At 62.5% G+C, this 26,672-nt stretch carries 22 protein-coding genes, 1 tRNA gene and 2 pseudogenes; 16 read left to right on the plus strand and 9 right to left on the minus strand.

Going from position 1 to position 26,672, the window contains the following annotated elements:
- The first annotated feature begins 297 nt into the window (after positions 1-297).
- The gene (locus ABD906_RS02645) at positions 298-1,650 is read left to right on the plus strand and encodes an MFS transporter (protein WP_345098291.1); all 1,353 of its coding nucleotides are present in this window, start codon (positions 298-300) and stop codon (positions 1,648-1,650) included.
- 138 nt (positions 1,651-1,788) lie between these two features.
- Here ABD906_RS02645 and aqpZ read toward each other — a convergent pair.
- Positions 1,789-2,560 (minus strand): annotated as a pseudogene (gene aqpZ / locus ABD906_RS02650) (aquaporin Z).
- Positions 2,561-2,888: 328 nt separating this feature from the next.
- A complete protein-coding gene (locus ABD906_RS02655) occupies positions 2,889-4,106 on the minus strand; it encodes an NADP-dependent isocitrate dehydrogenase (protein ID WP_345098071.1) in 1,218 nt (405 codons plus the stop codon).
- Between the two features lie 264 nt (positions 4,107-4,370).
- Between ABD906_RS02655 and ABD906_RS02660 the strand changes: the two genes are divergently transcribed.
- The 4 genes from ABD906_RS02660 (at position 4,371) to ABD906_RS02675 (ending at position 8,557) form a co-directional block, all read left to right on the plus strand.
- On the plus strand, positions 4,371-5,162 hold the full coding sequence (locus ABD906_RS02660) for an RNA methyltransferase (protein ID WP_345098072.1): 792 nt from the start codon (positions 4,371-4,373) through the stop codon (positions 5,160-5,162).
- 3 nt (positions 5,163-5,165) lie between these two features.
- A complete protein-coding gene (murI, locus tag ABD906_RS02665; protein ID WP_345098073.1) occupies positions 5,166-6,047 on the plus strand; it encodes a glutamate racemase in 882 nt (293 codons plus the stop codon).
- A gap of 178 nt (positions 6,048-6,225) precedes the next feature.
- On the plus strand, positions 6,226-6,843 hold the full coding sequence (rpsD, locus tag ABD906_RS02670; RefSeq protein ID WP_345098074.1) for a 30S ribosomal protein S4: 618 nt from the start codon (positions 6,226-6,228) through the stop codon (positions 6,841-6,843).
- Between the two features lie 190 nt (positions 6,844-7,033).
- Positions 7,034-8,557 carry a glycosyltransferase family 39 protein gene (locus ABD906_RS02675; RefSeq protein WP_345098075.1) on the plus strand — a complete coding sequence of 508 codons (1,524 nt, stop codon included), beginning with the start codon at positions 7,034-7,036 and terminating at the stop codon, positions 8,555-8,557.
- 41 nt (positions 8,558-8,598) lie between these two features.
- Here the strand turns inward: ABD906_RS02675 and ABD906_RS02680 are convergent, their stop codons facing one another.
- From ABD906_RS02680 to ABD906_RS02690, 3 genes are read right to left on the minus strand one after another with little or no spacing between them, the layout of a single operon-like run.
- Complete coding sequence (locus ABD906_RS02680) at positions 8,599-9,003, minus strand: GtrA family protein (protein ID WP_345098076.1); 405 nt, start codon at positions 9,001-9,003, stop codon at positions 8,599-8,601.
- The gene (locus ABD906_RS02685; protein WP_345098077.1) at positions 9,000-9,815 is read right to left on the minus strand and encodes a ChbG/HpnK family deacetylase; all 816 of its coding nucleotides are present in this window, start codon (positions 9,813-9,815) and stop codon (positions 9,000-9,002) included. Before ABD906_RS02685 ends, ABD906_RS02680 begins: the two co-directional genes overlap by 4 nt.
- On the minus strand, positions 9,812-10,822 hold the full coding sequence (locus ABD906_RS02690; RefSeq protein ID WP_345098078.1) for a glycosyltransferase family 2 protein: 1,011 nt from the start codon (positions 10,820-10,822) through the stop codon (positions 9,812-9,814). The genes ABD906_RS02685 and ABD906_RS02690 overlap by 4 nt, the downstream gene beginning before the upstream one ends.
- A gap of 200 nt (positions 10,823-11,022) precedes the next feature.
- Here ABD906_RS02690 and ttcA point away from each other — a divergent pair, with 200 nt between their 5' ends.
- Positions 11,023-11,967, plus strand: a complete 945-nt coding sequence (gene ttcA, locus ABD906_RS02695; RefSeq protein ID WP_378188787.1) for a tRNA 2-thiocytidine(32) synthetase TtcA — start codon at positions 11,023-11,025, stop codon at positions 11,965-11,967.
- A gap of 139 nt (positions 11,968-12,106) precedes the next feature.
- On the opposite strand, the gene ABD906_RS02700 is transcribed toward ttcA, so the two are convergent.
- The gene (locus tag ABD906_RS02700; RefSeq protein WP_345098293.1) at positions 12,107-13,279 is read right to left on the minus strand and encodes a multidrug effflux MFS transporter; all 1,173 of its coding nucleotides are present in this window, start codon (positions 13,277-13,279) and stop codon (positions 12,107-12,109) included.
- Between the two features lie 277 nt (positions 13,280-13,556).
- Complete coding sequence (gene grxD / locus ABD906_RS02705) at positions 13,557-13,889, minus strand: Grx4 family monothiol glutaredoxin (protein ID WP_345098079.1); 333 nt, start codon at positions 13,887-13,889, stop codon at positions 13,557-13,559.
- Between the two features lie 226 nt (positions 13,890-14,115).
- Here grxD and ABD906_RS02710 point away from each other — a divergent pair, with 226 nt between their 5' ends.
- A complete protein-coding gene (locus ABD906_RS02710; protein ID WP_345098080.1) occupies positions 14,116-15,243 on the plus strand; it encodes an ATP-dependent DNA helicase in 1,128 nt (375 codons plus the stop codon).
- 71 nt (positions 15,244-15,314) lie between these two features.
- Here ABD906_RS02710 and ABD906_RS02715 read toward each other — a convergent pair whose 3' ends face one another.
- Positions 15,315-15,719, minus strand: coding sequence for a SpoIIAA family protein (locus ABD906_RS02715; RefSeq protein WP_345098081.1), 405 nt, complete (start codon positions 15,717-15,719; stop codon positions 15,315-15,317).
- A 103-nt stretch (positions 15,720-15,822) separates the two neighbouring features.
- Here ABD906_RS02715 and ABD906_RS02720 point away from each other — a divergent pair, with 103 nt between their 5' ends.
- The 4 genes from ABD906_RS02720 to ABD906_RS02735 all read left to right on the plus strand — a co-directional run bounded on the left by ABD906_RS02720 (position 15,823) and on the right by ABD906_RS02735 (position 20,850).
- A complete protein-coding gene (locus ABD906_RS02720) occupies positions 15,823-16,569 on the plus strand; it encodes a pyridoxine 5'-phosphate synthase (RefSeq protein WP_345098082.1) in 747 nt (248 codons plus the stop codon).
- A 228-nt stretch (positions 16,570-16,797) separates the two neighbouring features.
- Positions 16,798-17,454: a TetR/AcrR family transcriptional regulator gene (locus tag ABD906_RS02725; protein ID WP_345098083.1), complete on the plus strand. Its 657-nt coding sequence runs from the start codon at positions 16,798-16,800 to the stop codon at positions 17,452-17,454.
- Positions 17,455-17,531: 77 nt separating this feature from the next.
- On the plus strand, positions 17,532-18,551 hold the full coding sequence (gene ilvC / locus ABD906_RS02730) for a ketol-acid reductoisomerase (RefSeq protein ID WP_345098084.1): 1,020 nt from the start codon (positions 17,532-17,534) through the stop codon (positions 18,549-18,551).
- Between the two features lie 271 nt (positions 18,552-18,822).
- Positions 18,823-20,850 (plus strand): autotransporter domain-containing protein, encoded by a 2,028-nt coding sequence (locus ABD906_RS02735; RefSeq protein WP_345098085.1) that lies wholly within the window; start codon positions 18,823-18,825, stop codon positions 20,848-20,850.
- Between the two features lie 93 nt (positions 20,851-20,943).
- On the opposite strand, the gene ABD906_RS16080 is transcribed toward ABD906_RS02735, so the two are convergent.
- Positions 20,944-21,336, minus strand: coding sequence for a BA14K family protein (locus ABD906_RS16080; protein ID WP_378188868.1), 393 nt, complete (start codon positions 21,334-21,336; stop codon positions 20,944-20,946).
- A gap of 264 nt (positions 21,337-21,600) precedes the next feature.
- Between ABD906_RS16080 and ABD906_RS02750 the strand changes: the two are divergent.
- The 5 genes and pseudogenes from ABD906_RS02750 to ABD906_RS02770 all read left to right on the plus strand — a co-directional run bounded on the left by ABD906_RS02750 (position 21,601) and on the right by ABD906_RS02770 (position 26,667).
- Positions 21,601-22,511: pseudogene (locus ABD906_RS02750) on the plus strand (PhzF family phenazine biosynthesis protein).
- Positions 22,512-22,680: 169 nt separating this feature from the next.
- Positions 22,681-22,756: transfer RNA gene (locus ABD906_RS02755), tRNA-Lys, on the plus strand.
- A 448-nt stretch (positions 22,757-23,204) separates the two neighbouring features.
- Positions 23,205-24,398, plus strand: coding sequence for a glycosyltransferase family protein (locus ABD906_RS02760; RefSeq protein WP_345098086.1), 1,194 nt, complete (start codon positions 23,205-23,207; stop codon positions 24,396-24,398).
- Positions 24,395-25,570, plus strand: a complete 1,176-nt coding sequence (glf, locus tag ABD906_RS02765) for a UDP-galactopyranose mutase (protein WP_345098088.1) — start codon at positions 24,395-24,397, stop codon at positions 25,568-25,570. Before ABD906_RS02760 ends, glf begins: the two co-directional genes overlap by 4 nt.
- The gene (locus tag ABD906_RS02770; protein WP_345098294.1) at positions 25,570-26,667 is read left to right on the plus strand and encodes a glycosyltransferase family 2 protein; all 1,098 of its coding nucleotides are present in this window, start codon (positions 25,570-25,572) and stop codon (positions 26,665-26,667) included. The genes glf and ABD906_RS02770 overlap by 1 nt, the downstream gene beginning before the upstream one ends.
- Positions 26,668-26,672 lie beyond the last annotated feature (5 nt).

A 26,672-nucleotide genomic window follows, 5' to 3' on the forward strand; every position in this document is an offset into this window, starting at 1 on the left:
GCGCTTCTTATTGCAGTGACGTGATCGCGCAATAAAATTCCAAACAGGGAGCGTTACGATAATAGTGTGTTTCTTTGAAAGCATATGAAGAATTTTTGTTTTCCCGTCAGGCGGTGTTTGGGAAACTGAATCCCGCCTGCCAGGCTGCAATGCCGCCGGTTTCCCGGCGGTGTGTGTGGCTTGGTGATTTAATTTTGTTGGCAAGTAATGTTGATGCTTAATATATGGCGGGTGACAGGCGCCCTCAGCTGCGCTTCCCCCCGCGTCACCAGGTGAATTTGAATGAGTTCTCAAGACATGTATTCCGCGTCTGAGCCGTTTAGTTCGCAGACGGCTCCGGCAAATTCTACGCTGCGCGTTCTTGTTGCCAGTCTTATCGGGACCACGGTGGAGTTTTATGACTTCTATGTCTATGCGACCGCCGCTGTACTTGTGTTCCCGCATCTGTTCTTTCCTTCCGGCGATCCGACGACGGCGCTGTTAGCGTCCTTTGCCGTGTTTGGCGCGGCCATGATTGCCCGCCCGCTCGGTGCCATCTATTTCGGTCATCTCGGCGACAAGAAGGGGCGCAAGTTCACGCTCGTGGGCGCGCTGCTGACCATGGGTGTCGCCACCTTCCTGATCGGCCTTCTGCCCACCTATGCCATGGTCGGCTGGCTGGCGCCGCTGCTTCTGGTCGTCATGCGCCTTGCCCAGGGTTTTGCGCTTGGCGGTGAGTGGAGCGGTGCCGCGCTCGTCGCGACCGAGAACGCCCCCGCGGGCAAGCGTGCAGTGTTCGGCACGTTCCCGCAGCTCGGCGCGCCCCTCGGCTTCATTCTTGCCAATTCGCTGTTTTTGCTGATCGCGGCCTGGCTGCCTTCGGACAACCCCGGCCGTCCGTCGGAAGAGTTCCTGACCTGGGGCTGGCGCATTCCGTTCATCTTCTCCGCCGTCATGGTGATCATCGGCCTTTGGGTTCGCCTGAACCTGGTGGAAAGCCGGGCCTTCAACAATGTCATCAACCAGAAGAAGGTCGTGCGCCTGCCGCTTGGCAACGTGATCAAACAGTATGGCTGGGAGCTGGTGCTCGGCACCTTCTACATGCTCGCCACCTACGTGCTGTTCTATCTGATCACGGCCTTCTCTCTCAGCTACGGAACCGCGCCCACGACGGCCGCCGTGCCCGGGCTCGGCTATGACTACACCACCTTCGTGTGGATGATGGTGTTCGGCGCGGTCTTCTTCGGCATCTTCACGCTGTTCTCCGGCCCGTGGGCCGACCGCTGGGGTCGCCGCCGGTTTCTGATCCTCATCACGGCGCTGATCTTCGTCTACGGCCTCACCTGGGTTCCGCTCCTGTCGCTCGGCGAGCCCGGCGTCATCGCGTGGCTGGTGATCGGCTTCGGCCTCATGGGCGTCACCTTCGGGCCGATGGGGGCGCTGCTGCCCGAGCTGTTCCCGGCCAACGTTCGTTACACGGGCTCCGGCATCTCCTACAACGTGTCGTCAATCATCGGCGCTGCCGTGGCTCCGTTCATCGCCGTGGCCCTTTGGCGCTACGGCGGCGGCGGCCCCTTCTGGGTCGGCGTCTACCTTGCCATTTCGGCCGTGCTGACGCTGATAGCGCTGTTGCTGGGCCCTGAAACGAAGGACGTCGATTACGACGCCTGATCTCGGCCAGCCGAGGGCAGGGCAGGGACCTGCCCTCCGGTCCGCTCGCAGCCATCCTTGATTTGTGCAGAAAGGGCCACCGCCGGCAGCGGCAGTGGCCCTTTGCCATGCCTGGCGGAGCATACTTCCTACCGCGTATCACTTCCTGCGGTCACCGCCGTTTGCGCCGCGGCCGCTGTACTTGCGGCCTGCCGCGGCCTTTGCGTCGGCGGTTTGCGGTTCAGACGCCGCCTTGCCCTGCACGATCCGATGCAGGGCCGCCCCGAGAGTTCCGCCGATCAACGGAGCCGTCCAGAAGACCCACAATTGTTCAAGCGCTCCGCTGTCCGAAAAGAGTGCCGTTCCGGTCGAGCGGGCGGGGTTTACCGACGCATTCGTAACGGGAATGGCGACGAGGTGGACGAGCGTAAGCGCCAGTCCGATGGCGATCGGGGCAAACGCTGAGGTGGACTTGTCCGAGGTCGTCGCCAGGATGATGAAGACGAAGAAGGCGGTCATTACGATTTCGATCGTGACCGCAGCCGCAAGCGAATATCCGCCCGGAGAGAGCGGCCCGTATCCGTTCGATGCGAAATTACCGGCCTGAAACGCCGGAGCCACGGAGGCGATGAAGTAGATCACACCGGCAGCCAGCACAGCGCCGCACACCTGGGCCAGAATGTAGCCGGGAAGCTCCGAGACCGGCAGTCTCCCCCCCGATGACCATGCCCACGGAGACGGCAGGATTGAAATGTCCGCCCGAGACCGGACCCACGGCATAGGCCATCGTCATGACGGCCAGGCCAACCGCGAGGGCGACCCCGAGATGTCCGATGCCCACCTCGGGAAAGCCGGCGGCAAGGAGCGCTGCCCCGCAAACACAAAAGACGAGCCAGAACGTACCAACGAGTTCCGCGACAAGTTTCTTCATGGCAAATCCTTAAAAGTACAAGAGATCAGTAATCCGGCCTCCCCTAGGAACAGGGAGTTATCCTCCATGGCGTCGGGAAATTAAGTAGTCTCTGCGTATATCATTACGTAACCGCCGCCTTCCGGACCAGGCGACGACCGTCCCACAGCAATGCTTGCGTGTATTCATTCGCCTCTGAGGGCACTGGAACCGTGTCAGGGCGGGCGACTTTTTCGGCCTGTCGGTGCGGTCGCCACGGCCGGTTGGACTGTTTGCGCTCCGGGCAACAAGAAACCCGCCGGACCGGGTCCGGCGGGTTCCAGCGTATCCGCTCTGTTTGATACGGGTCTTACAGCGAGGCCATGGCCTTCTGCAGGTTCTCGTCCACCTTGTCGAGGAAGCCGGTGGTTGAGAGCCACGGCTGGTCCGGACCGATGAGCAGGGCGAGGTCCTTGGTCATGAAGCCGGCCTCGACGGTCTTGACGCAAACATCCTCGAGGGTCTCGGCGAACTTCTTGAGCTCCTCGTTGTTGTCGAGCTTGGCGCGGTGGGCGAGACCGCGGGTCCAGGCGAAGATCGAGGCGATCGAGTTGGTCGAGGTTTCCTCGCCGCGCTGATACTGGCGGTAGTGGCGGGTGACGGTGCCGTGGGCGGCCTCGGCCTCGACGGTCTGGCCGTCCGGCGTCATCAGCACGGAGGTCATGAGACCGAGCGAGCCGTAGCCCTGTGCGACCGTGTCGGACTGCACGTCACCGTCGTAGTTCTTGCAGGCCCAGACATAGCCGCCGGACCACTTGAGGCTGGAAGCCACCATGTCGTCGATCAGGCGATGCTCGTAGAACAGGCCGGCAGCCTCGAACTTGTCCTTGAACTCGGTCTCGTAGATCTCCTGGAAGATGTCCTTGAAGCGGCCGTCATAGGCTTTGAGGATCGTGTTCTTCGTGGAGAGATAGACCGGGTAGCCGACCTGCAGGCCGTAGTTGAACGAGGCGCGGGCGAAATCGCGGATCGACTCGTCCAGGTTGTACATGGCCATGGCGACGCCGGAGCCCGGTGCATCAAACACCTCGTGCTCGATGACGGTGCCATCTTCACCAACGAACTTGATCGTCAGCTTGCCCTTGCCGGGGAAGCGGAAGTCGGTCGCGCGGTACTGGTCGCCAAAGGCGTGGCGGCCGACGATGACGGGCTTGGTCCAGCCCGGAACCAGGCGCGGAACGTTCTTGCAGATGATCGGGGCACGGAAGATGACGCCGCCCAGGATGTTGCGAATGGTGCCGTTCGGCGACTTCCACATCTTCTTGAGGCCGAACTCCTTCACGCGGGCTTCGTCCGGCGTAATGGTGGCGCACTTCACGCCGACGCCGTGCTTCTTGATGGCATAGGCGGCGTCGATGGTGACCTGGTCGTCCGTCGCGTCGCGGTTCTGGATCGACAGGTCGTAGTATTCAAGGTCAATGTCGAGATAGGGGTAGATCAGCTTTTCTTTGATCAGCTTCCAAATGATGCGGGTCATTTCATCGCCGTCGAGCTCTACGACGGGATTTGCTACCTTGATTTTCGCCATTCTGAACCTCTTCTCGACAAAAGCGGATCTTCCGCCCCGTGGGGGATCGCTATTGAGCGCCGCCCCTATAGCACTGCTATGCTGCAACGCAAAGCCGTTCACGGTGCGAAAATCTATGAACATCGCTTTACGCTTTTCGCGGAAGGGGCTAGATCGGCATGAACTGAACGGCTGTTCGCAATTTTTTCTCTGAAGACGGAATATTGTGGCAGATGCGCGCGCCTGCGGTTGCTTCCGCGCGGTAGATGCCCTGACAGGCAGGCAATGGCTGAAACAGAAAACCGGCAGGAACCGATCGCCGAAGGACCGGTGATCATTCTCGTGGAGCCGCAGCTCGGCGAAAACATCGGCATGGTGGCGCGGGCCATGGCCAATTTCGGCCTGGCCGAGCTCCGGATTGTCAATCCGCGCGATGGCTGGCCCAACGAGAAGGCGCGCGCAGCGGCCAGCAAGGCCGATCATGTCATCGACGGCGCGCGCGTGTTCGACCGGCTGGAGGACGCCATCGCCGACTTGAACTTCATTCTTGCGACCACTGCCCGTCCGCGCGACAACTTCAAGCCGGTGCGGGGCCCGGTCGAGGCGGCCGTGGACCTGCGCGCGCGCCATGCCCGCGGGGAGCGGACTGGCATCTTCTTCGGCCGCGAGCGCTGGGGCCTGACCAACGAGGAGGTGGCCCTGGCTGACGAGATCGTGACCTTTCCGGTCAACCCGGCCTTCGCCTCGCTCAACATCGCCCAGGCTGTCCTGCTGATGTCCTATGAATGGATGAAGACCCAGCCTGACCGGGCGGTGCGCCCGCCCGAGGTGGAGCGCATCCCCGCAACCAAGGAGAATCTCAACAGCTTCATCGGCTATCTGGAACGGATCCTCGACGAGCGCGGCTATTTCCGTACAGCCGACAAAAAGCCGAAAATGCTCGACAACCTGCGGGCTCTTTTCACCCGTCCCGGCTTCACCGCCGAAGAACTGACGGCGCTGCGCGGCGTGTTCGTCTCCCTGGAGAAGTTCACGCCGAAGCGGCCGCGCGGGGCGGGCAGTCCGGACGGGGAGTGATCCATGGAGCGCAGGCCGGTCCTGTTCTTCGACTCTGGAATCGGCGGCCTTTCGGTCGTGAAGGAAGCGCGCATTCTGCTTCCTGAACATCCCTATGTCTACGTTGCGGACGACGCCGCCTTTCCCTACGGCGCCTGGGAAGAAGAGGCGCTCCGCGCCCGCCTGATCAAGCTCTTCGGCCGCCTGATCGACAGGTTCGAGCCGTCCCTGATCGTGATTGCCTGCAACACCGCCTCCACCCTTGCCATCGCGGACCTGCGCGCGGCCTATCCCGATCAGCAATTCGTCGGAACCGTCCCCGCCATCAAGCCTGCGGCCGAGCGCACGCGTTCAGGCATCGTCTCGGTGCTGGCCACGCCCGGAACGGTCAAGCGCCAGTACACGCGGGACCTGATCGCCACCTATGGCAGCCGCTGCCATGTCCGTCTGGTGGGCAGCCAGAATCTCGCGGCGCTCGCCGAGCAGTACATGCGCGAAGGCTTCGTTGACGAGGCGCAGGTGAGGGCGGAGATCGCCCCCTGCTTCATGGAGAAGGATGGCCGGCGTACCGACATTGTTGTGCTCGCCTGCACGCATTATCCGTTCCTGGTCAACCGCATGCGCAAGGTGGCCCCCTGGCCGGTCGACTGGATCGACCCTTCCGAGGCGATCGCCCGCCGTGCCATGTCGCTCCTGCCGCGGCTGGAGGGGGAAATGGGCAACCACACGGATTACGCCTATTTCACATCGGGCAATCCGCCGGCGGCCATGCGGCGCCTGATGCGCGGTTTCGGTTTCGTGCTGGGCGGCGACGAACTGGCTCTTCCGGCCGAGGGCGGCCCGGCCGTTGCCGCCGCACAGCCTGCACAAAATGCAGCTCCGGCGTTGACATCCGGCCCCGAGTGAACTAGTGCAACCCCGCGCAGCGGTTCGCAGGAGCCCTGTGCGATCTGACGTGTCCCGCGGAAACCCGGCGTAGCGTGCGCAGGGTTCCTGTCAGGCCTCCGGAAACGGGGCCAGAGGAGGGCGCGTTCCTTGACCCGGAACGTGGTGTTTCGGGTGTATTTGTTTGAAAGGGAATGCGGTGACTAAACGCCATACCACCAAGTACAAGATTGACCGCCGCCTTGGCGAGAACATCTGGGGCCGTCCGAAGTCGCCGGTCAACCGCCGCGAATACGGCCCGGGCCAGCACGGCCAGCGCCGCAAGGGCAAGATGACCGACTACGGCATGCAGCTCCGCGCCAAGCAGAAGCTCAAGGGCTACTACGGTGATCTGTCGGAGAAGCAGTTCCGCAAGATCTACGAGGAAGCCAACCGCCGCAAGGGCGACACCAGCGAAAACCTGATCGGCCTGCTTGAGTCGCGTCTGGACGCCATCGTCTACCGCTCGAAGTTCGTGCCGACTCCCTTCGCTGCCCGCCAGTTCGTGAACCACGGCCATGTGCTCGTGAACGGCCGCCGGGTGAACATCCCGTCCTACCGCTGCCGTCCGGGCGACGTGATCGAGGTCCGCGAGAAGTCCAAGCAGCTTGCTCTCGTCATCGAGGCGACTCAGTCGGCCGAGCGTGACGTGCCGGACTACATCGAGGTCGATCACAACAAGATGGTCGCGAAGTATGTTCGCATTCCGGCTCTGAGTGACGTGCCGTACCCGGTTCAGATGGAACCGAACCTGGTGGTCGAGTTCTACTCGCGCTAATCGGCAAACACTATTTAGCCTTGCTGTGTTGCGCCCGGCGGCTCATGCTGCCCGGGCGCATTCTCCATCTGGAGCAGCGGTTTGGGTTTCAGGAAATCGCCGGCTGCTCTGTTGATTTGTTTCGCGGTTCCGGACGGAAACCGGTTCCCATTTCCCGGAACCGCTCTAGGCATGAACAGAGGAGCGGCCGTTGTCAGCTGAGGGAGTGAGAATCCGCGCCAAGTCAGCCACGGATAGCTGCGGTCGGCTGTCTGTTTTCTGGCTTCTCGCCGCTTTTGTCCTGACCTGGACGATCTACCCCGCGCTGACCCGCATCAACCTCGATCCCTATGGCGACATGCTGGAGAACTATGCCTGGGGCATCGGCTGGCAGTGGGGATATTTCAAGCACCCTCCGTTCTTCGCCTGGACTGCCGCGGCCTGGTTCGAGCTCTTTCCGCGTGCCGACTGGGCCTATTATCTCCTTTCAGCGGTCAATGCGGCGCTTGCGGTCTTTGTGAGCTGGCGCATAGCCCTCCGCTTCCTGGATCCGTGGCGGTCGCTTCTTGCCTCCTGCCTGTTCTTCTTTCTGCCGCCAGTCACGTTTCTGGCGACCAAGTTCAACGCCAATTCGGCGCTCCTGCCGATCTGGCCACTGATCGTTCTGTTCTATCTGCGCTTTCTGGAGCGGCGGAGGCTGGTCGATGCGCTGGTCCTGGGTCTGGTGGCGGCCATCGGCATCCTGACCAAATACTTCACGGCGGTGTTGCTCGCCTCGATCGTGCTGCACATCCTGTTCGACCGCGATGCGCGGAGCCTCCTGCGCAGCGCCTCCACCTGGCTCGCCGCCGCAGTCTTCCTGCTCGCTCTCGTCCCCCATCTGATCTGGCTCTGGAATGTGGACTTCCAGACGATCTCCTATGCCGCCTCGCAGGGTGACGGACGCGCGCTGGATGGCGTGACCTCGGGCCTGCGTTTCGTGGTTGCCCTTGTCCTTTATCTCATCCCGGCCGTGCTCATCCTGTATCTGACGCTGCTGCGCAATCGCGGGGAGGGCAAGACGGCGGCGTTGCTCGACGCCAGCGGTTTCCGTTCGCTCTTCCACACGGTGGAAGGCAGGGCGCTCGCGTGGACAACCTTCGGGTCCGTCGCCGTGACGCTGGCCATTGCTGTGCTTCTTGGAACGCGCCTCAGCTCCGTCTGGGGACTGCCTATGTATTTTGCGGTTCCGGTATTCGTGCTGGCTCCGGTCCGTCCCGGTGCGCTGGAGGTGCGGCGCGAGGTGATCCCCACCATCATCGCCGTCTACGTGGTCGCTCTGCTGGTGGCGGCTCCCTTCGTCCGCTACTTCGATGAGGGGCGGGAAAAGCATTACAGTCACGTACCCGTCGCAGGCATCGCCCAGGCCGTCGAGGAAGCCTGGAAGCATGAGACAGCGGCTCCCCTGGTCTATGTCGGCGGCGACAAGATCCTCTCCAGCGGCACGAGTTTCTATGCGCCCGCGCGGCCCTATGCGGTGATCGAGAACTCGCTCGACAACACGCCCTGGATCACGCCGGATGACCTCCGGCGCTCGGGAATCGTTGTCGCCTGTTTCGCGAACCAGAAGGACTGCGAGGCAGCGCTGGCGATCTACCCGGTGGAGTTCAGCAAGACTGAAACGCTCTCGGTGCAGGACATTACCGGCAAGCCGTGGAACGTCGTGATCCACCTCGCGCTGCCGGAGCAGGGGTGAGAGGGCACCGCGCCCGCCGGAAAGAGGGTTCCGCGGCGGCCTCAGACGATCCTGTCTTCGATCGACCAGCGCGCGGCGAAGAAATTGATCACGGCGCCCACCACGATACCGATGATCTTGGCCGGAAGTAGCCCCGCCAGATCGGTGAGCAGGATGAGCGCCAGGCTCGACGATCCGAGCGAGATGGCGGCCCCCGAAACGGCGAACCGGGCGAAGGACTTCTTCTTGCCCAGCGCTTGATCGGCCTCGAAGGTCCAGCGCGAGTTGACGGCATAGGAGAAGGTCACCGCGACCGCCCAGGCGATTACATTGGCCACGAGCGCCGGAAGCCCGACCCAGGCCAGCGCCGTGAAGATGAGGAAGTCGACCGCCGAATTGGCGATGCCCACCGCGCCGAAGCGCAGCGCCTTGACGCCGAGCGGACGGGAGGAACCGGGCTTCGTCACGCGGCTCTCCCCGCGAGCGTCGCGCCCGCCCGGTCGAGCAGTGCCGCGAACCGGTCGCCTGCAAGGAATTCGAGTTCTTCCGCGCGGGAGTCGGTGAGCACGTCACGCGCGCGCAGCGCATCGTCCACCAGGCCCGGATGGCACATGACCACCGCCCCGTCCGGCAGGCACCGGACGAGTGTCGTCATTGCCTCGGCGAACAGACCCGGTTTCTGCCAGGCGTAGAACCCGGCGAGAGGGCCCTTGACGGGCAGCCCTGCGGCCCGCATCTGCCGGTCGAAGCCGGTCGCGAGCCCCCGGATGAACAGGATCTTGGGCCAAAGTCCTGCCGGAGCGCCCTTCCGCGTCGGCCCCCCGCGCACCCACGGCTTTTCCGCGTCCGGCAGGTGGGCGAACCGCGCGATGATCCACTGCCTGACCGGCGCGAGGAAATGGACGTGCTGGTGCCCGTCCAGATACGCCGGCAAGCGCCCGAATTCCGCCGTGAACCGGTCGAGCTGCGCATCGAGTTCCGGAAAGACCTTGTCCGCCGTGATCGCTCCGCGCGACACTCCCGTGATCAGCTCCTTTAGGTGGGGGAGGTGCCCCCAGCCCGACAGGCCGCCGAAATCGGTCAGCGTCAGGTGCAGCCCGATCTCCGCGTTCGGTGAGAGGTCGCGCATTGCGCGGGCGCTTTCCGCCCACTCTGGGAACAGCGTCATGCAGCCCGTTCCCGAGAGCCGTCCTCGGTCGAGAAGCTGTCGGATGCCTTCCGAGACGCCCGGTGACAGTCCGTAGTCATCGGCCACGAGGCGGAAGCGACGTCCCGTCATGAGTCTTCCGTCTGCTCCGCGACGTCCGATGCGCTGGCGGCTGTCTGCTTGCGCATCGCCGGTCCGGAAATCGACTTGAGGATGTAGATCGGCCGGTGCTTGGCCTCGCTGAGCGCGGCCCAGACATATTCGCCCACCAGTCCCATTAGAGCCAGGTTGAGGCCGCCCATCACGAGCACCGCGACCATGAGGCTCGGATAGCCGGGAACCGCGACGCCGCTGATCATGACCTCTAGGATGACCTTGATGCCGTAGAGGAAGCCGAGCACCGCCACGAAGGCGCCGAATACCGACAGGATCCGCAGCGGCACCACCGAGAATGAGGTGAAGCCTTCCAGCGAGAAGGCGAGCAGCTTGCGCCGGGAGTACTTGGTCTTGCCCGCGCGGCGGGCGGCGGGCAGGTATTCGATCCGCTCCTGCCTGAAGCCGGTCCAGGCATAGAGCCCCTTGTTGAAGCGCTTGCGGTCCCTGAGCTGGCGCATCGCCGCGGCGAAGCGCCTGGTCATCACGCGGAAGTCGCCGGCGTTCTCGGGAATCTCGTAACGCTGGCCCATGTTCATGATCTTGTAGAACAGGCCGGCGAACCAGCGGGTGAGCAGGCGGTCGTCCTCGCGGTGCGCCCGCACGGCATAGACCATGTCGAGCTCGGGATTGGCGAGAAGCCGGGAGATCATCTCCAGCGCCACCTCGGTGGTGTGCTGCAGGTCGGCGTCCATCAGCAGCACGTAGTCGCCGTCCGAGTGGTCGAGCCCAGCCAGGATGGCGGTTTCCTTGCCGAAATTGCGCGATAGCGATAGCAGCTTCCACTTGCCCTGCATGTGCTTCTCGAACAGCTCCACGCTGTTGTCGGTGCTGCCGTCGTCAACGAGAATGAAGCAGGTCGACAGTCCGAACCGCGACTTCACGGCCTCGGTGAGCTCAACGGCCATCCTGCTGAAGTCGATGGCCGACTCCGCCTCATTCAGGAACGGAACGATGACGTCGAGTTGCTTGGTTTCTGTACTCACGGCGCGTCGCTTCTGGTGTTCAGGTTGGTAACAGGCCTAGTTCGTCAGGCGCTTTGCCGCAAGGGGGCGAAATGCCGAACTGTCGCCTGAACCCCCTGCAAGCTGATATTAGCCGTCGCGCGGGCAGATTTGCGGAATTGTGCTGTTTTCAGCCGCCGTGAAAATAATTACAGAGAGCGTCACGCAAAGGATGGACGCACATGGAACTTGATCTCGGCGTGCAGCACCCCCAAACGTCTCCGGAGATGGCGGAGGCCAGGCAGGATTTCGCGAAAGGATCCGGACAGGAAAGCTTCATCGAAAGCCTGCCGATCTATCGCGATGCCCCGTCGTCCGTCGAGTTCAACAAGCTGAGGAAGCGCCTTCTGCGCCAGACCCGCGAGGCCATCGAAGCGTTCGGTATGGTCCGGCCGGGCGACCGCTGGCTTGTGGCGCTCTCGGGCGGCAAGGATTCGTACGGCCTTCTCGCCATTCTGCTCGACCTGCAATGGCGTGGCCTCCTGCCAGTGGAGCTGATCGCCTGCAACCTCGACCAGGGCCAGCCGGGCTTCCCGAAGCATGTCCTGCCTGAGTTCCTGGAGCGGGTAGGGGTCCGCTACCGCATCGAGTACCAGGACACCTATTCGGTGGTCACCGAGAAGATCCCCGAGAACCGTACCTACTGCTCGCTCTGCTCGCGCCTGCGCCGCGGTCATCTTTACCGCGTCGCCCGCGAGGAGGGCTGCCAGGCGCTGGTGCTGGGACACCACCGCGAGGACATCCTCGAGACCTTCTTCATGAACCTATTCCACGGCGGCCGCCTGGCCGCCATGCCGCCCAAGCTCGTCAACGACGAGGGCGACCTCCTGGTCCTGCGACCGCTCGCCTATTGTGCGGAGGCAGACCTGCAGAAGTTTGCCGACGCGATGAAGTTTCCGATCATTCCGTGCAACCTCTGCGGCAGCCAGGACGGCCTCCAGCGCAATGCCATGAAGGCGATGCTCGCCGACATCGGAAAGCGCATGCCGGGCCGCAAGGACACCATGATCCGTGCCCTGGGCAATGTCCGCCCGTCCCATCTGCTCGACCGCAGGCTGTTCGATTTTGCCGGCATCGTGCCGGGTGGTGACCATCATCCCGACGCGGTGGATTCCTCAATCTTCTGAATCGCTTGGGCGAGGGATCTCACGGACAGAGTCAGGGACCTGAGAAAGAGATTCAGGAAGTTCGCGAACTGATTCAAGAAGAAGGGGCTCCGGCCGCATCTGGCGGGAGCCCCTTCTTCATTTCCGGAATTCAGGTGCTTCAGACGGGCTTGCCTGCCGAGGGGCTCACCTGTTGGAACAGCTTGCCGCGCTCGGCGATCAGCACGAGGATCAGCGACAGCACACCGAGTATGAAGTAGCCGGCTGCGATGGGTGTCAGCGTCCCGTCGAAGGCCTGGCCGATCAGCGCGCCGAACATGCCCGAGCCCAAAGTGCTCACGAAGCCCTGCACCGAAGCGGCCGTGCCGGCCACATGACCAAGGGGCTCCATGGCGATCGCGTTGAAATTGCCGCCCACCCAGCCGAACTGGAACATCGCGAGCGAAAACAGCAGGAAGAAGAGCCAGAACGGAACGGGGCCGAGCAGCGTGATGATGAGCCAGATGCCGGTGATCGTGATGAAGCCGAGCAGGGCGCCGTGCGAAAGGCGCCGCATGCCGATGCCGCCCACCAGCCTCGAGTTGCTGTAGGAGGAAATGGCCATCAGCGTTCCGCCGAGCGCGAACATAAGCGTGAACACGTCTTCCATGTCATAGATGTCCACGTAGATCTGCTGGGCGGAGTTGATGAAGCCGAACAGGGCGCCCATGATCGTCGTGCTTGCCAGCATGTAGCAGGCGGCGACGCGGTTCGAGACGACGATGCGGAAGCCCTGCAGGATCGAGTCGAATGCCAGCGAGCGCTTGTTTTCGGGTTTCAGCGTCTCCGGCAGGCGGAACCATGCCCAGGCGGTGACGGCGAGCGTAACCGCAGCGGTCAGCAGGTAGATCATCGGCCAGCCGCCGAGCAGCATGAAGAGCTTGCCGAGGCTCGGCGCGAAAATCGGCACGATCATGAAGATCATCATGATGATCGACATGACCTCGGCCATCCTCCGGCCGCCGTAGAGGTCGCGCACCGTCGAGACGGCGATGACGCGGGTCGAGGCCGCTCCAAATCCTTGCAGGGCGCGCAGCAGCAGCATGACGGTGAAGGTGGGCGAGAACGCCGCGAGCACCGCGCCGGTCACGAAAATGCCGAGTCCGAAGAACAGCGGCTTGCGGCGCCCGAACCGGTCGGCCAGCGGCCCGTAGAGGATCTGGCCGATGGCAAGGCCGAGAACATAGGCGGAAATGACCAGCTGCCGGGTATTCTCGTCCTCGACGTTGAGGGCCGCGCCCATCTGCATGAGCGCGGGAAGCACCACGTCGATGCCGAGCGCGTTGATCGACATGATGGCCGCGGCCAGTGCCACGAATTCCTTCTTGCCGATGCCGGGCGACGGATTGTCCGAGGGTGGCGTTCCGCCAGCGGCTGGCTGCGCGGATGTAACGTGTGCGCCTGAAACTGGCTTGTCCATGAACTGGCTCCTGGCAAAACGCAACGCCTGCGTTGAAAACAATGGGGCCGCGCCGCGCGGCCATAGGAAAAATCAGATGCGCCGGCGAATCCGCCGGCGCGCTGGAAGGTCCTGAATGCAATGCCGGCAAGCCGGCGGACGAGTGCTGAAATCAGGCCGCGCGGACGGCGATGCCCTTGTCGGCAAAGAAACTCTGCAGCTCGCCGGACTGGAACATCTCGCGGACGATATCGCAGCCGCCGACGAACTCTCCCTTCACGTACAGCTGCGGAATCGTCGGCCAGTTGGTGTATTCCTTGATTCCCTGGCGCAGCTCGTCGGAAGCGAGGACATTGATGCCCTTGTAGTCGACGCCGAGGTAGTCGAGGATCTGCACGACCTGACCCGAGAAGCCGCACAGCGGCTGGTTGGGGGTGCCCTTCATGAAGAGCACGACGTCGTTGGACTTGACCTCGTTGTCGATGAAATCATGGATAGCGGTCATCGCTCTGTCCTTTCAATTCCGGGTTCAAGGCCCGGAGCTCCTGTGTCCGAATATCCCCGCTTATCTATTGTAGTATGATTTGCTTCGCAACGTGCAAGCGTACCCGCCATGACAATGACATGGATCATGAGTTTGTGAGTTTTTGATCCGGCGGGGCGGGACAGCACGTCGCGTCCGGCTGAAAAAACCTGTTCACGGACGCCAGAATCTGGTTTCAGGGGGCACCATGAGATTTTCGCCGCAACAGGATCAGGCCCTGCGCGCCGTCTCGAAATGGCTGTCGGAAGGACGCAGCCAGATCTTCCGCCTTTTCGGCTATGCCGGAACGGGCAAGACGACGCTTGCGCGCTATTTCGCCGAGCATGTGGATGGCGATGTCCAGTTTGCCGCCTTTACCGGCAAGGCGGCGCAGGTCCTGCGCTCCAAGGGTGCCTCCAACGCGCGCACCATCCATTCGTTGATCTACCGTCCACGCGGCGAGGAGGAGGTGGAGGACGAGACCACCGGCAAGACCATGATCGCGCCGACCTTCTCGCTCAACCGCCAGAGCCCCATCGCCAAGGCCAAGCTCGTCATCATCGACGAATGCTCGATGGTGGACGAGCAGCTCGGCCGCGACCTCTTGTCCTTCGGCACGCCGATCCTGGTGCTGGGCGACCCGGGGCAGCTTCCGCCGATTTCCGGCGGGGGCTTCTTCACCGAGCACGAGCCGGACTTCCTGCTCACCGAGATACACCGCCAGGCGCGGGACAATGCCATCATCCGCCTCGCCCTCGACGCGCGCGAGGGACGCGAGATCGGCTATGGCGATTATGGCGAGGCGCGCGTGATCTCCCGCGCCGAGGTCAACAGCGAGATCGTCACTGTGGCCGATCAGGTGCTCGTCGGCACCAACCGTACCCGCCGCCGCTACAACCAGCGCCTGCGCGAGTTGCGCGGCTTTGACGCGCTCTATCCCCAGGCGGGCGACAAGCTCGTCTGCCTGCGCAACGATCCGGCCAAGGGCCTGCTCAACGGCTCGCTCTGGAAGGTCATGACTTCTTCCAAGGAAACGGTCAAACCAGGCATCAACCTGCTCGTAACGCCGGAGGACGACGACCCCGACCGCGGCGTGGCCAAGATCAAGCTGCTCAAGGCTGCTTTTGAGGACCCGGATGCCGACATCCCCTGGCAGACGAAGAAGCGCTACGACGATTTCGATTACGGCTACGCGCTGACGGTTCACAAGGCGCAGGGCTCGCAGTGGGATGACGTGGTGCTTTTCGATGAGAGCTTCGCCTTCCGCGACACCCGCGCCCGCTGGCTCTACACGGCCATCACCCGCGCCGCCGAGCGTCTCACAATCGTCCGCTGACGGTTTACTCGCATCCTCCGTGAATCTGAAAGATGGCCCGCCGAACCACGGGCCCCTCCAGGCTCTGGGGACTACGGGTGGGCGAGGGGCTTTGCCCCGATCCATTCCCAGGCTGCCGTGGCCTCGTCCTGGCTGAACTGGCGGACCTCGATGGATGTGAAGAGCGTTGCGAGCCGCATGCCGGCGCTGATCCATCCCTCGGCTCCGACCAGGGCGATCCTGCGCACGTGCCGGAAGGCCGAGGATTTCCCCGTGAAGGTCTCTGCAAGCGACATGCCGCTCCAGTCGACCCCTTCGTAGTCATGAACGATCACGATGACATCGACGGAATCGTGCAGCGATACCGCCCCGTCCAGAAGCCCATAGAGGTTTTCGATGTCTGAGGAGGCGATCTGCCCGCTCACCTCGAAAGCCAGGACATCGTCGCGGTCGGTAGCAATGCGGCGTACATTTGGTGGTGTTTCGTTGATCAGCATCCGTTCCCGGCCCTTCACTGTCGATTGAGAACGGTTTTTGCCCCTGTCAGTTCCCATGTTTTGGGCTATAGCACCTCCCTATACTCGAGCCGGAGGTTTCGTGATGCCCGCCAAACTGTCGGTCAATCTCAACGCCGTTGCCATGCTTCGCAACCGCCGCAACCTGCCTTGGCCGAGCGTCACCGGCATCGGCCGTCTGGCGCTTGCGGCCGGCGCCGATGGCCTGACGGTCCATCCGCGGCCCGACCAGCGCCACATCCGTTTCTCCGATCTGCCGGAGATCCGCGCGCTACTCGATGATGAGTTTCCGGATCGTGAGTTCAACATCGAGGGCTACCCGAGCGAGGAGTTCCTACGCCTGGTGGAGGAGACCCAGCCGGAGCAGGTGACGCTCGTGCCTGACAGCCCGGAGCAGAACACTTCCGACCACGGCTGGTGTTTCCGCGACAACCGCGAGCTGCTCGCCCGCGTTATCGAGCGCCTGAAGAAGGGCGGCTTCCGCGTCTCCTGCTTCGTCGATCCGGACGCAAGCCACGAGGAACTGTCGCTCGCCAGGGAATTGGGCGCCGACCGCGTCGAACTTTGCACCGGCCCCTACGGCGCCTGCCATGACGACCAGGCCCGCGCCGTGGCCGAACTGAAGAAGCTTCAGGCCACGGCCGAGCGGGCCCGGTCACTCGGCCTTGCCGTCAACGCCGGCCACGACCTCACCGTGGACAACCTTCCGGCGCTGGTCCGCCACGTTCCGATGCTGGCGGAGGTCTCCATCGGCCACGCGCTCACCGCCGATGCGCTTATTCACGGCATTTCCGAAACCGTCCGCCGCTACCGCGCCGCCTTGGGCTGGTAGAGGAGGGACAGACGCGTTCTATATGGGAGAAGCAGCTAGCCCGGCCTTACGGTGAGCTTGTCGAACCATGGGCCGGCGTCACCGGGCCGACCCTCTTCAATTGTCCCCGGCTGCATGATCCCCTGGTTGCGTGCCCCCGCGCTTCGACAGGTTCCAGCGCGGGGAGTTGAAATATCACCTTGCCTTGCCCGGCATCTTGTGAGAGAACCGTACCGTACGGTACGGAGAATGACATTGCCCGAGCGCCAATCCAGGGAAGAGCTTACGCCGCGCCAGCGCGATGTGCTGGAACGCGCCCTTGAGCTGCTCGTGGCCGGCGGTGAGAAGGCGCTGACGACCTCCGGCCTTGCCCGCGCCGCCAACTGCTCCAAGGAAAGCCTCTACAAGTGGTTCGGTGACCGCGATGGCCTGCTCGCCGCCATGATCGCTCATCAGGCGAGCAAGGTGCGGGGCTTCACCGACACCGGCGGCACCATGCGCCGCGACGTGTTCGAGACCCATCTCAGGGGCTTCGCCGAGGATCTGCTGCGCGTCCTGTCGGGTGAGGTGTCACTGGCGCTGAACCGCCTTGCCATCGGTCAGGCCAGCCGCGAGGGCAACCGTCTGGGTGCTCTTCTCGTTGAGCAGGGACGCCGTCGCATCGACCAGGCGGCAACACGCCTTCTGGAAGCGGGAAAGCGCAGCGGGCACATCCATTACGACGATCTCGACGATACGTACCGCACGCTCTACGGGCTGATTGTGCGCGACATGCACGTGCGGATGCTACTGGGCGAGAAGGGCGTGTTCGGCGGCCGTTCACTCGAGGCGCAGGCGGCCCACGCCATTCGGCAGTTTTTCGCGCTTTATGAAGTGCGGGAGAAGGAGACGGCGGGCCGGCTCTAGCGCGGATGCGGGGTGGAAGCCCCGGATGTGCGCCAGGCCGGACCTGTCACAAGGAATACAGCAAGGAAGGAAACGAAATGCGTGTCTATTATGATCGCGATGCGGATGTGAACCTCATCAAGGGCAAGAAGGTTGCCATCGTCGGCTACGGCAGCCAGGGCCGCGCCCATGCGCTGAACCTCAAGGACTCCGGCGTGAAGGAGATCGTCATCGCTCTCCGCGCCGGTTCCGGCACCGTCAAGAAGGCCGAAGCTGACGGCTTCAAGGTCATGACGGTTGCTGATGCTGCAGCCTGGGCTGACGTCATTATGATGGCGACGCCGGACGAGCTGCAGGCCGGCATCTACAACAAGGAGATCGCCCCGAACATCCGTGACGGCACCGCGATCGCCTTCGCCCACGGCCTCAACGTCCACTTCGGCCTGATCGAGCCGAAGAAGACCGTCGACGTAATCATGATCGCCCCGAAGGGTCCGGGCCACACCGTCCGCGGAGAGTACGAGAAGGGCGGCGGCGTGCCCTGCCTGGTGGCCGTCCATCACGACGCCTCCGGCAACGCCCTCGACATCGCGCTCTCCTACGCATGCGGCGTCGGCGGCGGCCGCTCCGGCATCATCGAGACCACCTTCAAGGAAGAGTGCGAGACCGACCTCTTCGGTGAGCAGGTCGTGCTCTGCGGCGGTCTGGTGGAGCTCATCCGCGCCGGTTTCGAGACGCTGGTCGAGGCCGGTTACGCGCCGGAGATGGCCTATTTCGAGTGCCTGCACGAAGTGAAGCTCATCGTCGACCTCATCTACGAGGGCGGCATCGCCAACATGAACTACTCGATCTCCAACACCGCCGAGTGGGGTGAGTACGTCACCGGCCCGCGCATCATCACCGCCGAGACCAAGGCCGAGATGAAGCGCGTGCTCAAGGACATCCAGACCGGCAAGTTCACCTCCGACTGGATGCAGGAGTGGCATTCGGGTGCCGCCCGCTTCAAGGCCACCCGCCGCCTGAACGACTCGCATCCGATCGAGGAAGTCGGCGCCAAGCTGCGCGCCATGATGCCCTGGATTTCCAAGAACAAGCTGGTCGACCGCGAGCGCAACTAAGCGCGGCCGAACGGCACTGTCCTCCACAGGCGGCGTCCCCGGACGCCGCCTTTTCGTGACTGACACCCGGAAAGGCCGTTTCCGGGGCTCGCCCGCCTTCGCTTCTGATTAGCCGTGGCCGGCTGTGCGGGAAGTCGCTCCGGTGCTCCGGGGAAATTCCCGGTTTCCGCCCTGTAGCATCTTTCCCCGGTTGACCCGACCTGTTTATAACTTTTATTAGGACAGAGCAGTTGTTGATTGCTCATCACGTCCAATGCAGGGAGGGGTTGGCTTGAGCATTTCACGCATGCGGCGCGTCCGTGCCGGACGCCACGTCAGAACGTCGCGCGGAGTTGCGAGCATTGCGCCTGGAGTCGCTGCCTCCCTGACCGCGCTCGTCAGTCCTTCCGCATCCCTTGCACAGACGGCTGAATGCCTCGACCTCCTGGACACGATGTGCTTTCCGGGTCTTCCGTCGGACCGTGTCGGAGGTGTCTTCTGGGGAGTTTCCGGTGACGGAAAGGTGGCCGTCGGTAATCTCCAGGACACGATGCGGATGCACGCTGCCCGCTGGAGCCCTGAAGCGGGCTGGGATCCGCTGGGTTTGCCTGGCGTGTTCTCCGAGGCGTATGCCGCCTCTCGGAGCGGAAGCGTCATCGTTGGAGCGTTTTGGGCCCCCTTTTCCCACGCATTCCGTTGGGAAGGGGGAGAATTCATCGATCTCGGCCCCGGAGCAGCCCATGATCTGTCCGCCGACGGGCGGTATATCGCAGGCATGCTGACGGTTGCCGGTTCCAACCGCGCTATCCGGTGGGACGGCGCGGAGGCGAGGGATCTCGGCACGCTCAAGGCCGACAACAGCGGGCAGTCCTGGGCAAAGGCAATTTCGGCGGATGGCTCTGTAGTGGCTGGCCTGTCGGAGAACGACCAGGGCCGGATACGTGCCTTCATCTGGGGTGAGGCCAACGGCATGACAGCCTTGCCCACTGCAATCTCGGACGACGAAATGCCCAACGTCTGGGGCATCTCCGCCGATGGGAGAGTGGTCGTCGGTGACATTCAGGTCATAGGCAATTTCGCCGTCAAACGGGAAGACGAAAGCGTTCATCGTCTTGAAACGCTGATTGAGGACAGCACCCTCTCCGGTGCGAGGGCCGTTTCCCAGGACGGAAGCGTCATCGTCGGCTTTGCGGATACGGAAGACTTCACGGTTCATGCCGTTCGCTGGACGGAGGACGGCATCGAAGACATCCACACGATCGAGTCCGCGATAGCTTCCTTTGCTACCGGTATTTCCGACGACGGCAGTACGATCGTCGGCTATTTTTCCGAGCTTGAAGGTGACCGCCCCTTCATCTGGCGCACGGAGATGCAGGATTGGGGCAAGGTCTTGCAGTCGGTCCACGCGATGGCCGACGCCAATGCCATCGCGGCGGACGCGAGCCAGCACGCCGTCGCCACCCTTGCACGTAACGGCTTCCTGGTGGAGCAGGGCAGGGGCGGCATGCGTCTTGCGGGCGATCTGTTCTGGTCAGGATCCGATGAGGGCCAAGGCATCGGCTCCGGGGACGGCCGCAGCGGCGTGCTGAGTTTCGGTTACGGCCTGAGCGACCAGGTCACGCTTGGCGCGAGCGTTGCCGTCTTTGGCGCCCGCGTGGGTACGGATGCCTTCAGCACCCGTACCGGCCATGGCGCCGCTTTGTGGGGCGAGCTGAGCGAAACCGGCATGGACCGCCGCGGCTGGCAAGCCTCCTTCGCAGCCGGCTGGGGCCGTCAGGGCGCGGACGTCACGCGCGGCCTGGGCTTTGAGAACATCATGCTCGCATCAGGCAAGGCCGATCTCGACACGGGCGTGCTGCACGCCGCCCTCGGCTACGGCTTCCAGACCGGCAGTTGGCTTGTGACGCCTTCGGTCGGAGTGAGCCATGTCCGCACTGAACGCTCCGCCTATTCCGAGACCGGTTCGGACACGCTTGCCTCCTACGAAAAGTTCCGTCTCAACCGCACCACTCTGACCGCGAAGGTCGAGGCTGAGACGAAAGTGACGGAGTTCGGCCGCCTGTCGTTCGGAGTTGGCGTGGAGCATGACGTCCGGGCCGATCGCACCGGAATCTCCGGCAGTTCCGACATTCCGGGTTTCGAGGAATTCTTCCTTGAATCGGGTATTCGCACCCACCGCACGCGCGGATTCGCAACGGCAGGCTACCGTCATGACCTCAGCGTGGATAGCACGATGTTCATCGATGTCAGGGCGGGCCAATCCCGTCTGGGCGGCCGTGGCGAGGCCGGGATCAGCGTCGGTTATCAGCTTCGCTTCTGACAACGCGCTTCGTCAGCGTGACGACTTGGTCATGAATGCGGTAAAAACGGCGCCCGTGGACGCCGTCTTTTGTCTTGGATCAGGTCTGAGCCATCAACCCCAGTAGGGCGACCGGCACTGCCGTCGCGGGCCGTTGTAGGGCTGGAACGTGTTGTCATAGGCCCGGTAGGACCGGTACCGCGAATAGCACCATTGCACATGCGCGGGAGGCAGCGCATACCGCGGGGCTGGCGCGGGCCGGTAAAGCGGCCGGGTGTGGAACTCGAAGAAGAACCCGGAACGCGGCCTGCGGTGATGGCGCCAGTGACGCCGGTGCGGGTGATGCCTGTGCCAGCGCGGATGATGGTCGCGCACAAGGGTGATCTCGATGGATCCGCTGCTGATGGCCGCTGGAGCGAGGCCGGCGTGAACAGCCGGCCCGCCTGGGCCGGCAGCGCGGCAAGGCCGAAGCCGGCGGCAAGAACGCCACCGATCAGAAGACGGGATAGACAGTTGCGCATCGGTCTCTCCACGTTACGATTATCCATCCTCAAGCACATAATTATCTCGTTCAGCATGAATGTTGCATGAACGGCGGGCCGGACGGCTGTTCTTCTGTCCCGCCGGTGTCCGCGCTTGCGCGTGAACGGACTGTATCCGGTGCCGCCAGTGGCCGTGGCGACCGGGTTGCGGGATGGTGACGGCGCCGGGTGATCTGGTTTAGAAATTGGATCGCCGATGTGCAGGCTGCCGTTCGAGGGATGGATGTCCATGAAGTCGCGCCCCTATCTGATCTATGATGTTTTCACGGATGAGCCACTGTCCGGAAATCCGCTGGCGATCGTGCTTGATGGTGAGGATCTCGACGACCGGCAGATGCAGCGCATCGCAGGCGAGTTCAACCTGTTTGAGACGGTCTTTTTGTTTCCGCCGAACAATCCGCTGCACACGAGGCGGGTGAGAATCTTCACGCCCCACCATGAACTGCCTTTCGCTGGCCACCCGACGGTCGGCACCGCCGTGGCCCTGGCCGAATCGACAAGCGGCGAGGATGGCCATTCGGCGCTGATCGTGCTTGAGGAACCGATCGGGCCCGTTCGTTGCGCCGTGTCGTCCAAGGAAGGCAGGTCTTTCGGCGAGTTTGATCTGCCGCAGCTGCCGTTGCGTGTGGGCCTCGACCTGATGCCGGAAACCGTCGCGGCCGCAATCGGGCTTTCCCGCACGAGATCGGATTCGAGAATCACACGATTGGCGTCTGGTCGGCCGGCGTTCCGTTCGTCTTCATCCCCGTGGCGAATCTCGGAGCCGCCGCGAAGATCAAGCTGGACCCCTATTTGTGGGAGGACCTCATGCCGGAGGTGGGTGGACGCCGCCCGAATGCCTATATCTACTGCCGCGAGGCGGTTCATCATCAGAGTTCGTTCCATGCCCGCATGTTTGCGCCCGACCTGGGCATTGCCGAGGACCCCGCCACGGGCTCGGCGGCGGCGGCCTTCGCCGGCGCCATTGTCGACAACGACATGCCGCTCGACGGCATCCACCGGTACTGGATCGAGCAGGGCATGGAGATGGGTAGGCCGTCGCGAATCCGGTTGGAGATCGAGGTCGAGGGCGGCCAGATTCGCAGCGCAAGAATCGGTGGAGGGGCTGTGAAAGTGGCCGAAGGCCGGATTTTCGTTTGACCGTATGACCGCGGCTGGCCTGTTGATTGATTATTGTTATTAAAAATCAGCAGCTTATGAGAAAGAATAGATTTTCTTTCAGGAGCCTCTTGCATCGGGAAAAGTTACACGCTAATTGAGCGCCACATTAGCGACGGACGCGGTGCTTCGCCAGCCGGACGCGGTGTTTGGGTGATTAGCTCAGTTGGTAGAGCAGCTGACTCTTAATCAGCGGGTCACAGGTTCGAATCCTGTATCACCCACCAAAATCAATCACTTACATTTTCCCAGCATTTCATTTGGGCGACGTTTTTCGCGCTGCTGCCTGCCCCTGCGCAGTGTGCCGGACCGTCGGTTCGTCTTCCAAACGCGCCTTCGCCTGTTCCGGCTGCTCGTCACGGTGGTGACCTGAAGGGACGCATCTTTCGGCCCCTCAATGAGGCGCTGGTCTGCCCGTCGTTTTTCTGTCCGGACTGGATCGATTGCCGGCTCGTTTCGCGCGTCTTCCGGTGCTGATCGTTCTGCGATGATGAAGCGGGTGGAACGGGCGTGTCTGCTCCGTACCTCGTCGCTTGGCATACGGCAGAGGTTTTTTGCCTATCACAATGACTGTTGAGATCCTTCCGATCGCACGGCGCTTCCGTTCCGGCGGAAGTGCAACGCGTACCCGCGGCTGATCTGACCAGAGGCTACCAGAGCTGATGCAGGGGTTTGATGCGTGGAAAGGGATTCGCAGTTTCCTGGCTCTTTGCGCCATATGTCGGCTCGGCCGATATAGACTTCTTCAAACGTATCAAGGACACGGCCTTTGCCTGGGACGTGGTCCAGGTTGCGCGCGACAGCCGGGATGACCGCATTCTTCGCTATGCCACCGCGCCGATAGAGCGGTTCGAGATCCAGACCGATCACAACAATCCTCGTACCCTTCGGGCGCGAGAAGACTTCATGCGCGAGTCGCTCGCGCTGTTCGAGGCGCGCCGGGCCAGCTACGACTTCATCGTTTCCCACTCGAATGAGATGGTGAGCCACGACGTCGCGGCCGAGATCAAGCGGCGCCACCCCGCGCTGCCCTGGATCGCCTATTTCGGAGATCTCTTCGAGCGGAATCCCTACGTCAAGTACATCCCGAATTATCCCCTTGTGCAGGAGAACATCGACATCGAGCGCCAGACGCTCCGCATGGCGGATCTGGTGATCCTCAACAACGAGTACCAGAAGTCGCTGATGTTCTGCGGACCCATGCGGCGCTACGCCTCGAAATGCGTTGTCATCCCGCACTGTTTCGATCCGCGCATGTACCCGGCGGACGGGGAGGAGCGAGAAAACCCTCACTTCACCCTTGTTCACACCGGCACGCTCTATCACGTGAAAAGGACGGCCGAGCCGCTGCTGCGGGCGGTCGACCGCCTGATCGAGATCTACCCCGCCTACAGGAACAGGTTCGAGGTCGTCTTCTTCGGCAACACGCCGACATCCCGCGACATCAAGGTTCACACCAACATGGTCAACCGCAACCATGTTCGGTTCGAGGAGCCTGTCTCCTATCTCAAGAGCCTGGAGATCATGTGCGGTGCGGATGCCCTGATTCTCATCGACGGGATCTTTAGCCCCGAGGAGGATGGCATCGACTGCAATCCCTTCCTTGCGGGCAAGCTGATGGACTACATGGGCGCCCGCAAGCCGGTCCTGGGCATCACGATGGACAAGGGGCCGAGCGCCGACATCTTGCGGGCGAGCGGCAACATGCTGGCCGACGATCGGATCGATCGCATCGCCTTCGTGTTGAAGCGGTATATTGACCGCAAGGTCAGCCCCGACTTCGGCATCTATCAGCAGTATACGGCGGACAGGATCGGTCGCATGATGGACGAAGCCTTCGCGTCCGTCCTTGAGGCGAGGGCTGCATGATGGCCGCATTCGACGCTATCGTGGTCGGCTCCGGCTTTGCTGGTTCCATCATGGCGGAGCGCCTTGCCTCCCGGCTCGGCAAGCGCGTCCTCGTCATCGAGAAGCGGCCCCACATCGCCGGCAACATGTACGATTACCGCGATGAGAACGGCATTCTCGTCCACAGGTACGGGCCGCACATTTTCCGCACGGCGAGCGAGCGGGTCCTGCGCTATCTCGACCGGTTCACCGGCTGGCACCCCTACGAGCATCGCGTGTTGGCCTGGGTGGATGAAAAGCTCGTTCCGGTGCCTTTCAACCTCACCTCACTAGAGCGATTGCTGCCCGACCGCCATGAGGAACTGGGCAGGCTTCTCGTTGACACCTTCGGAATGGACGTGAAGGTGCCGGTCTCCGTCCTGCGCCGGCATGAGGACGAACGGCTGCGCGAGTTGGGCGAGTTCATCTTCCACCACATCTACTTCAACTACACCGTGAAGCAGTGGGGCGACCGGCCCGAGAACCTGGATTTTGACACGATCACCGCTCGCGTGCCCGTCCACGTCTCCCACGACGACCGCTATTTCCAGGAACCCCATCAGGCCCTTCCGAGCGAGGGTTACACGGCGATGTTCGAGCGGATGCTCGCACATCCGCTGATCACTGTTCAGCTGAATGAGGATGCGTGCGACCTTCTCTCGCTCGATCTCGAGCGCCGGCAGGTTCTGTTTCACGGAGAGCCTTTCACCGGCGATGTGATCTATACCGGTCCGCTCGACGAGCTGTTCGGCTATTGCTTCGGGGAACTGCCGTACCGTTCCCTGAGGTTCAAGCTCGAAACCCACGAGATGGAGTATTTCCAGCCGACGGGGACGGTGAACTATCCCAACACCGAACGCTTCACGCGGATCACCGAATTCAAGCACATGATGCGGGAGAAGCCGCGCAAGACCACGATCATGAAGGAATACCCGCAGGAATACGACCGCTTCCAGCCCGGCAAGGACGTTCCGTACTATCCGATCCCGAAGGATGCGAACGCCGAGCTTTACGAGCGCTATGCCGCGCTTGCGCGCGGGTTCGACAAGTTGGTCATCCTGGGGCGTCTGGCTGAATACCGGTATTACGACATGAACAACATCATTCTTCATTCGCTGGAGACGTTCGACCGGCGATTTGGAGGACTGGAGTGATGCCTTCGCCGGTGGTGAGCGTGATCGTCCCTGTCTACAACCTCGAATTTTACCTCGAGCGTTGCCTTGACTCCCTTGTACGGCAGACGCTGAAGGACATCGAAGTGATCGTCGTGAACGACGGCAGCACTGACGACAGCCAGATCGTGATCGACGAGTTCGTCAGGCGGCATCCCCATCTCTTTCGTGTGTTCATCAAGAACAACGGCGGGCACGGATCAGCCTGCAATCTCGGCATCGACCGGGCGAAGGGCGAATATGTCACCTTCCTCGATGGTGATGACTATTTCGACCCGGATTCCATCGAGTTCATGTATCGCAAGGCCGTCGAAACACGATGCGATCTCCTTATGGCCAATCTAATGTACCGTTTTCCGGGCGGCTATAAGCAGCCCTTCAAGGCTGTCGCCCTGAAGGAGGAGGCGATGCTGTCGGAAGAAGACAGGGCGCTGCTTTATCGCAATTGGGCGACCCCGTGCGGGCGTCTCTATCGCAAGACCATCTTTGAGGATCCGGAGGTGCGCTTCCGCGAAGGTATCATCTTCGCGGACGCCAACTTTGCGCCCAAGGCCTATCTGGCGGCGAAGCGCATCTACTATGTCGATCGGGAAGTCCACCATTACGACATGACGCGGCCGACGCAGACCATGAAGCAAAGCGACCGCCGCATCCTGGACATCGTTCCATCGCTCATCGACATGCTGGAGTTTCACCGCGGGAAAGGCGAGTTCGAGAGGCTGCGGCCGCATCTTCAGGCCTATACGGTCATGCACGCGGTGGGCTGGATCTCCAAGGTCGAATCGCTGGAAGGCTATGACAAGCTCACGGCGCTGCGTGAGATCTTCGACGTTCCCGAGAAGTACTTCGGTTCGTCGTGGGTGCGCGACGAGATCATCGAGAAGATCTTCGGCAAGATAAGGGCGCGGCGGATTCCCATCGACCGTCTGTTCAATCACCGCTCCGTGATCATTACGTGGAAGCTTACCAGATATTTGCGCCGGCTGGACCGCTTGATCGAGCGGCTGCTGCTTCTGCCTGTGTCAGTCTACCGGCGCTTGAAGGGGTGGACATGGCGAGCGGTTCAAAGAATTGCCTGATCCGT

Source organism: Chelativorans composti (genome assembly GCF_039541695.1).
In the GTDB taxonomy this organism is placed as follows: Bacteria; Pseudomonadota; Alphaproteobacteria; order Rhizobiales; family Rhizobiaceae; genus Chelativorans; species Chelativorans composti.

What these genes read in the sequence shown, in the direction of transcription:
- murI (WP_345098073.1), top strand. Translation starts at nt 5,166, where the DNA reads ATGGAGCGCAGGCCGGTCCTGTTCTTCGACTCTGGAATCGGCGGCCTT.
- ABD906_RS02645 (WP_345098291.1), top strand. Translation starts at nt 298, where the DNA reads ATGTATTCCGCGTCTGAGCCGTTTAGTTCGCAGACGGCTCCGGCAAAT.
- ABD906_RS02700 (WP_345098293.1), bottom strand. Translation starts at nt 13,279, where the DNA reads ATGTCGATCAACGCGCTCGGCATCGACGTGGTGCTTCCCGCGCTCATG.
- grxD (WP_345098079.1), bottom strand. Translation starts at nt 13,889, where the DNA reads ATGACCGCTATCCATGATTTCATCGACAACGAGGTCAAGTCCAACGAC.
- ABD906_RS02720 (WP_345098082.1), top strand. Translation starts at nt 15,823, where the DNA reads ATGCCCGCCAAACTGTCGGTCAATCTCAACGCCGTTGCCATGCTTCGC.
- ABD906_RS02725 (WP_345098083.1), top strand. Translation starts at nt 16,798, where the DNA reads ATGACATTGCCCGAGCGCCAATCCAGGGAAGAGCTTACGCCGCGCCAG.
- ABD906_RS02685 (WP_345098077.1), bottom strand. Translation starts at nt 9,815, where the DNA reads ATGACGGGACGTCGCTTCCGCCTCGTGGCCGATGACTACGGACTGTCA.
- ABD906_RS02760 (WP_345098086.1), top strand. Translation starts at nt 23,205, where the DNA reads ATGCGTGGAAAGGGATTCGCAGTTTCCTGGCTCTTTGCGCCATATGTC.
- ABD906_RS02770 (WP_345098294.1), top strand. Translation starts at nt 25,570, where the DNA reads ATGCCTTCGCCGGTGGTGAGCGTGATCGTCCCTGTCTACAACCTCGAA.
- ilvC (WP_345098084.1), top strand. Translation starts at nt 17,532, where the DNA reads ATGCGTGTCTATTATGATCGCGATGCGGATGTGAACCTCATCAAGGGC.
- ABD906_RS02655 (WP_345098071.1), bottom strand. Translation starts at nt 4,106, where the DNA reads ATGGCGAAAATCAAGGTAGCAAATCCCGTCGTAGAGCTCGACGGCGAT.
- ABD906_RS02715 (WP_345098081.1), bottom strand. Translation starts at nt 15,719, where the DNA reads ATGCTGATCAACGAAACACCACCAAATGTACGCCGCATTGCTACCGAC.
- ttcA (WP_378188787.1), top strand. Translation starts at nt 11,023, where the DNA reads ATGGAACTTGATCTCGGCGTGCAGCACCCCCAAACGTCTCCGGAGATG.
- ABD906_RS02660 (WP_345098072.1), top strand. Translation starts at nt 4,371, where the DNA reads ATGGCTGAAACAGAAAACCGGCAGGAACCGATCGCCGAAGGACCGGTG.
- glf (WP_345098088.1), top strand. Translation starts at nt 24,395, where the DNA reads ATGATGGCCGCATTCGACGCTATCGTGGTCGGCTCCGGCTTTGCTGGT.
- ABD906_RS02710 (WP_345098080.1), top strand. Translation starts at nt 14,116, where the DNA reads ATGAGATTTTCGCCGCAACAGGATCAGGCCCTGCGCGCCGTCTCGAAA.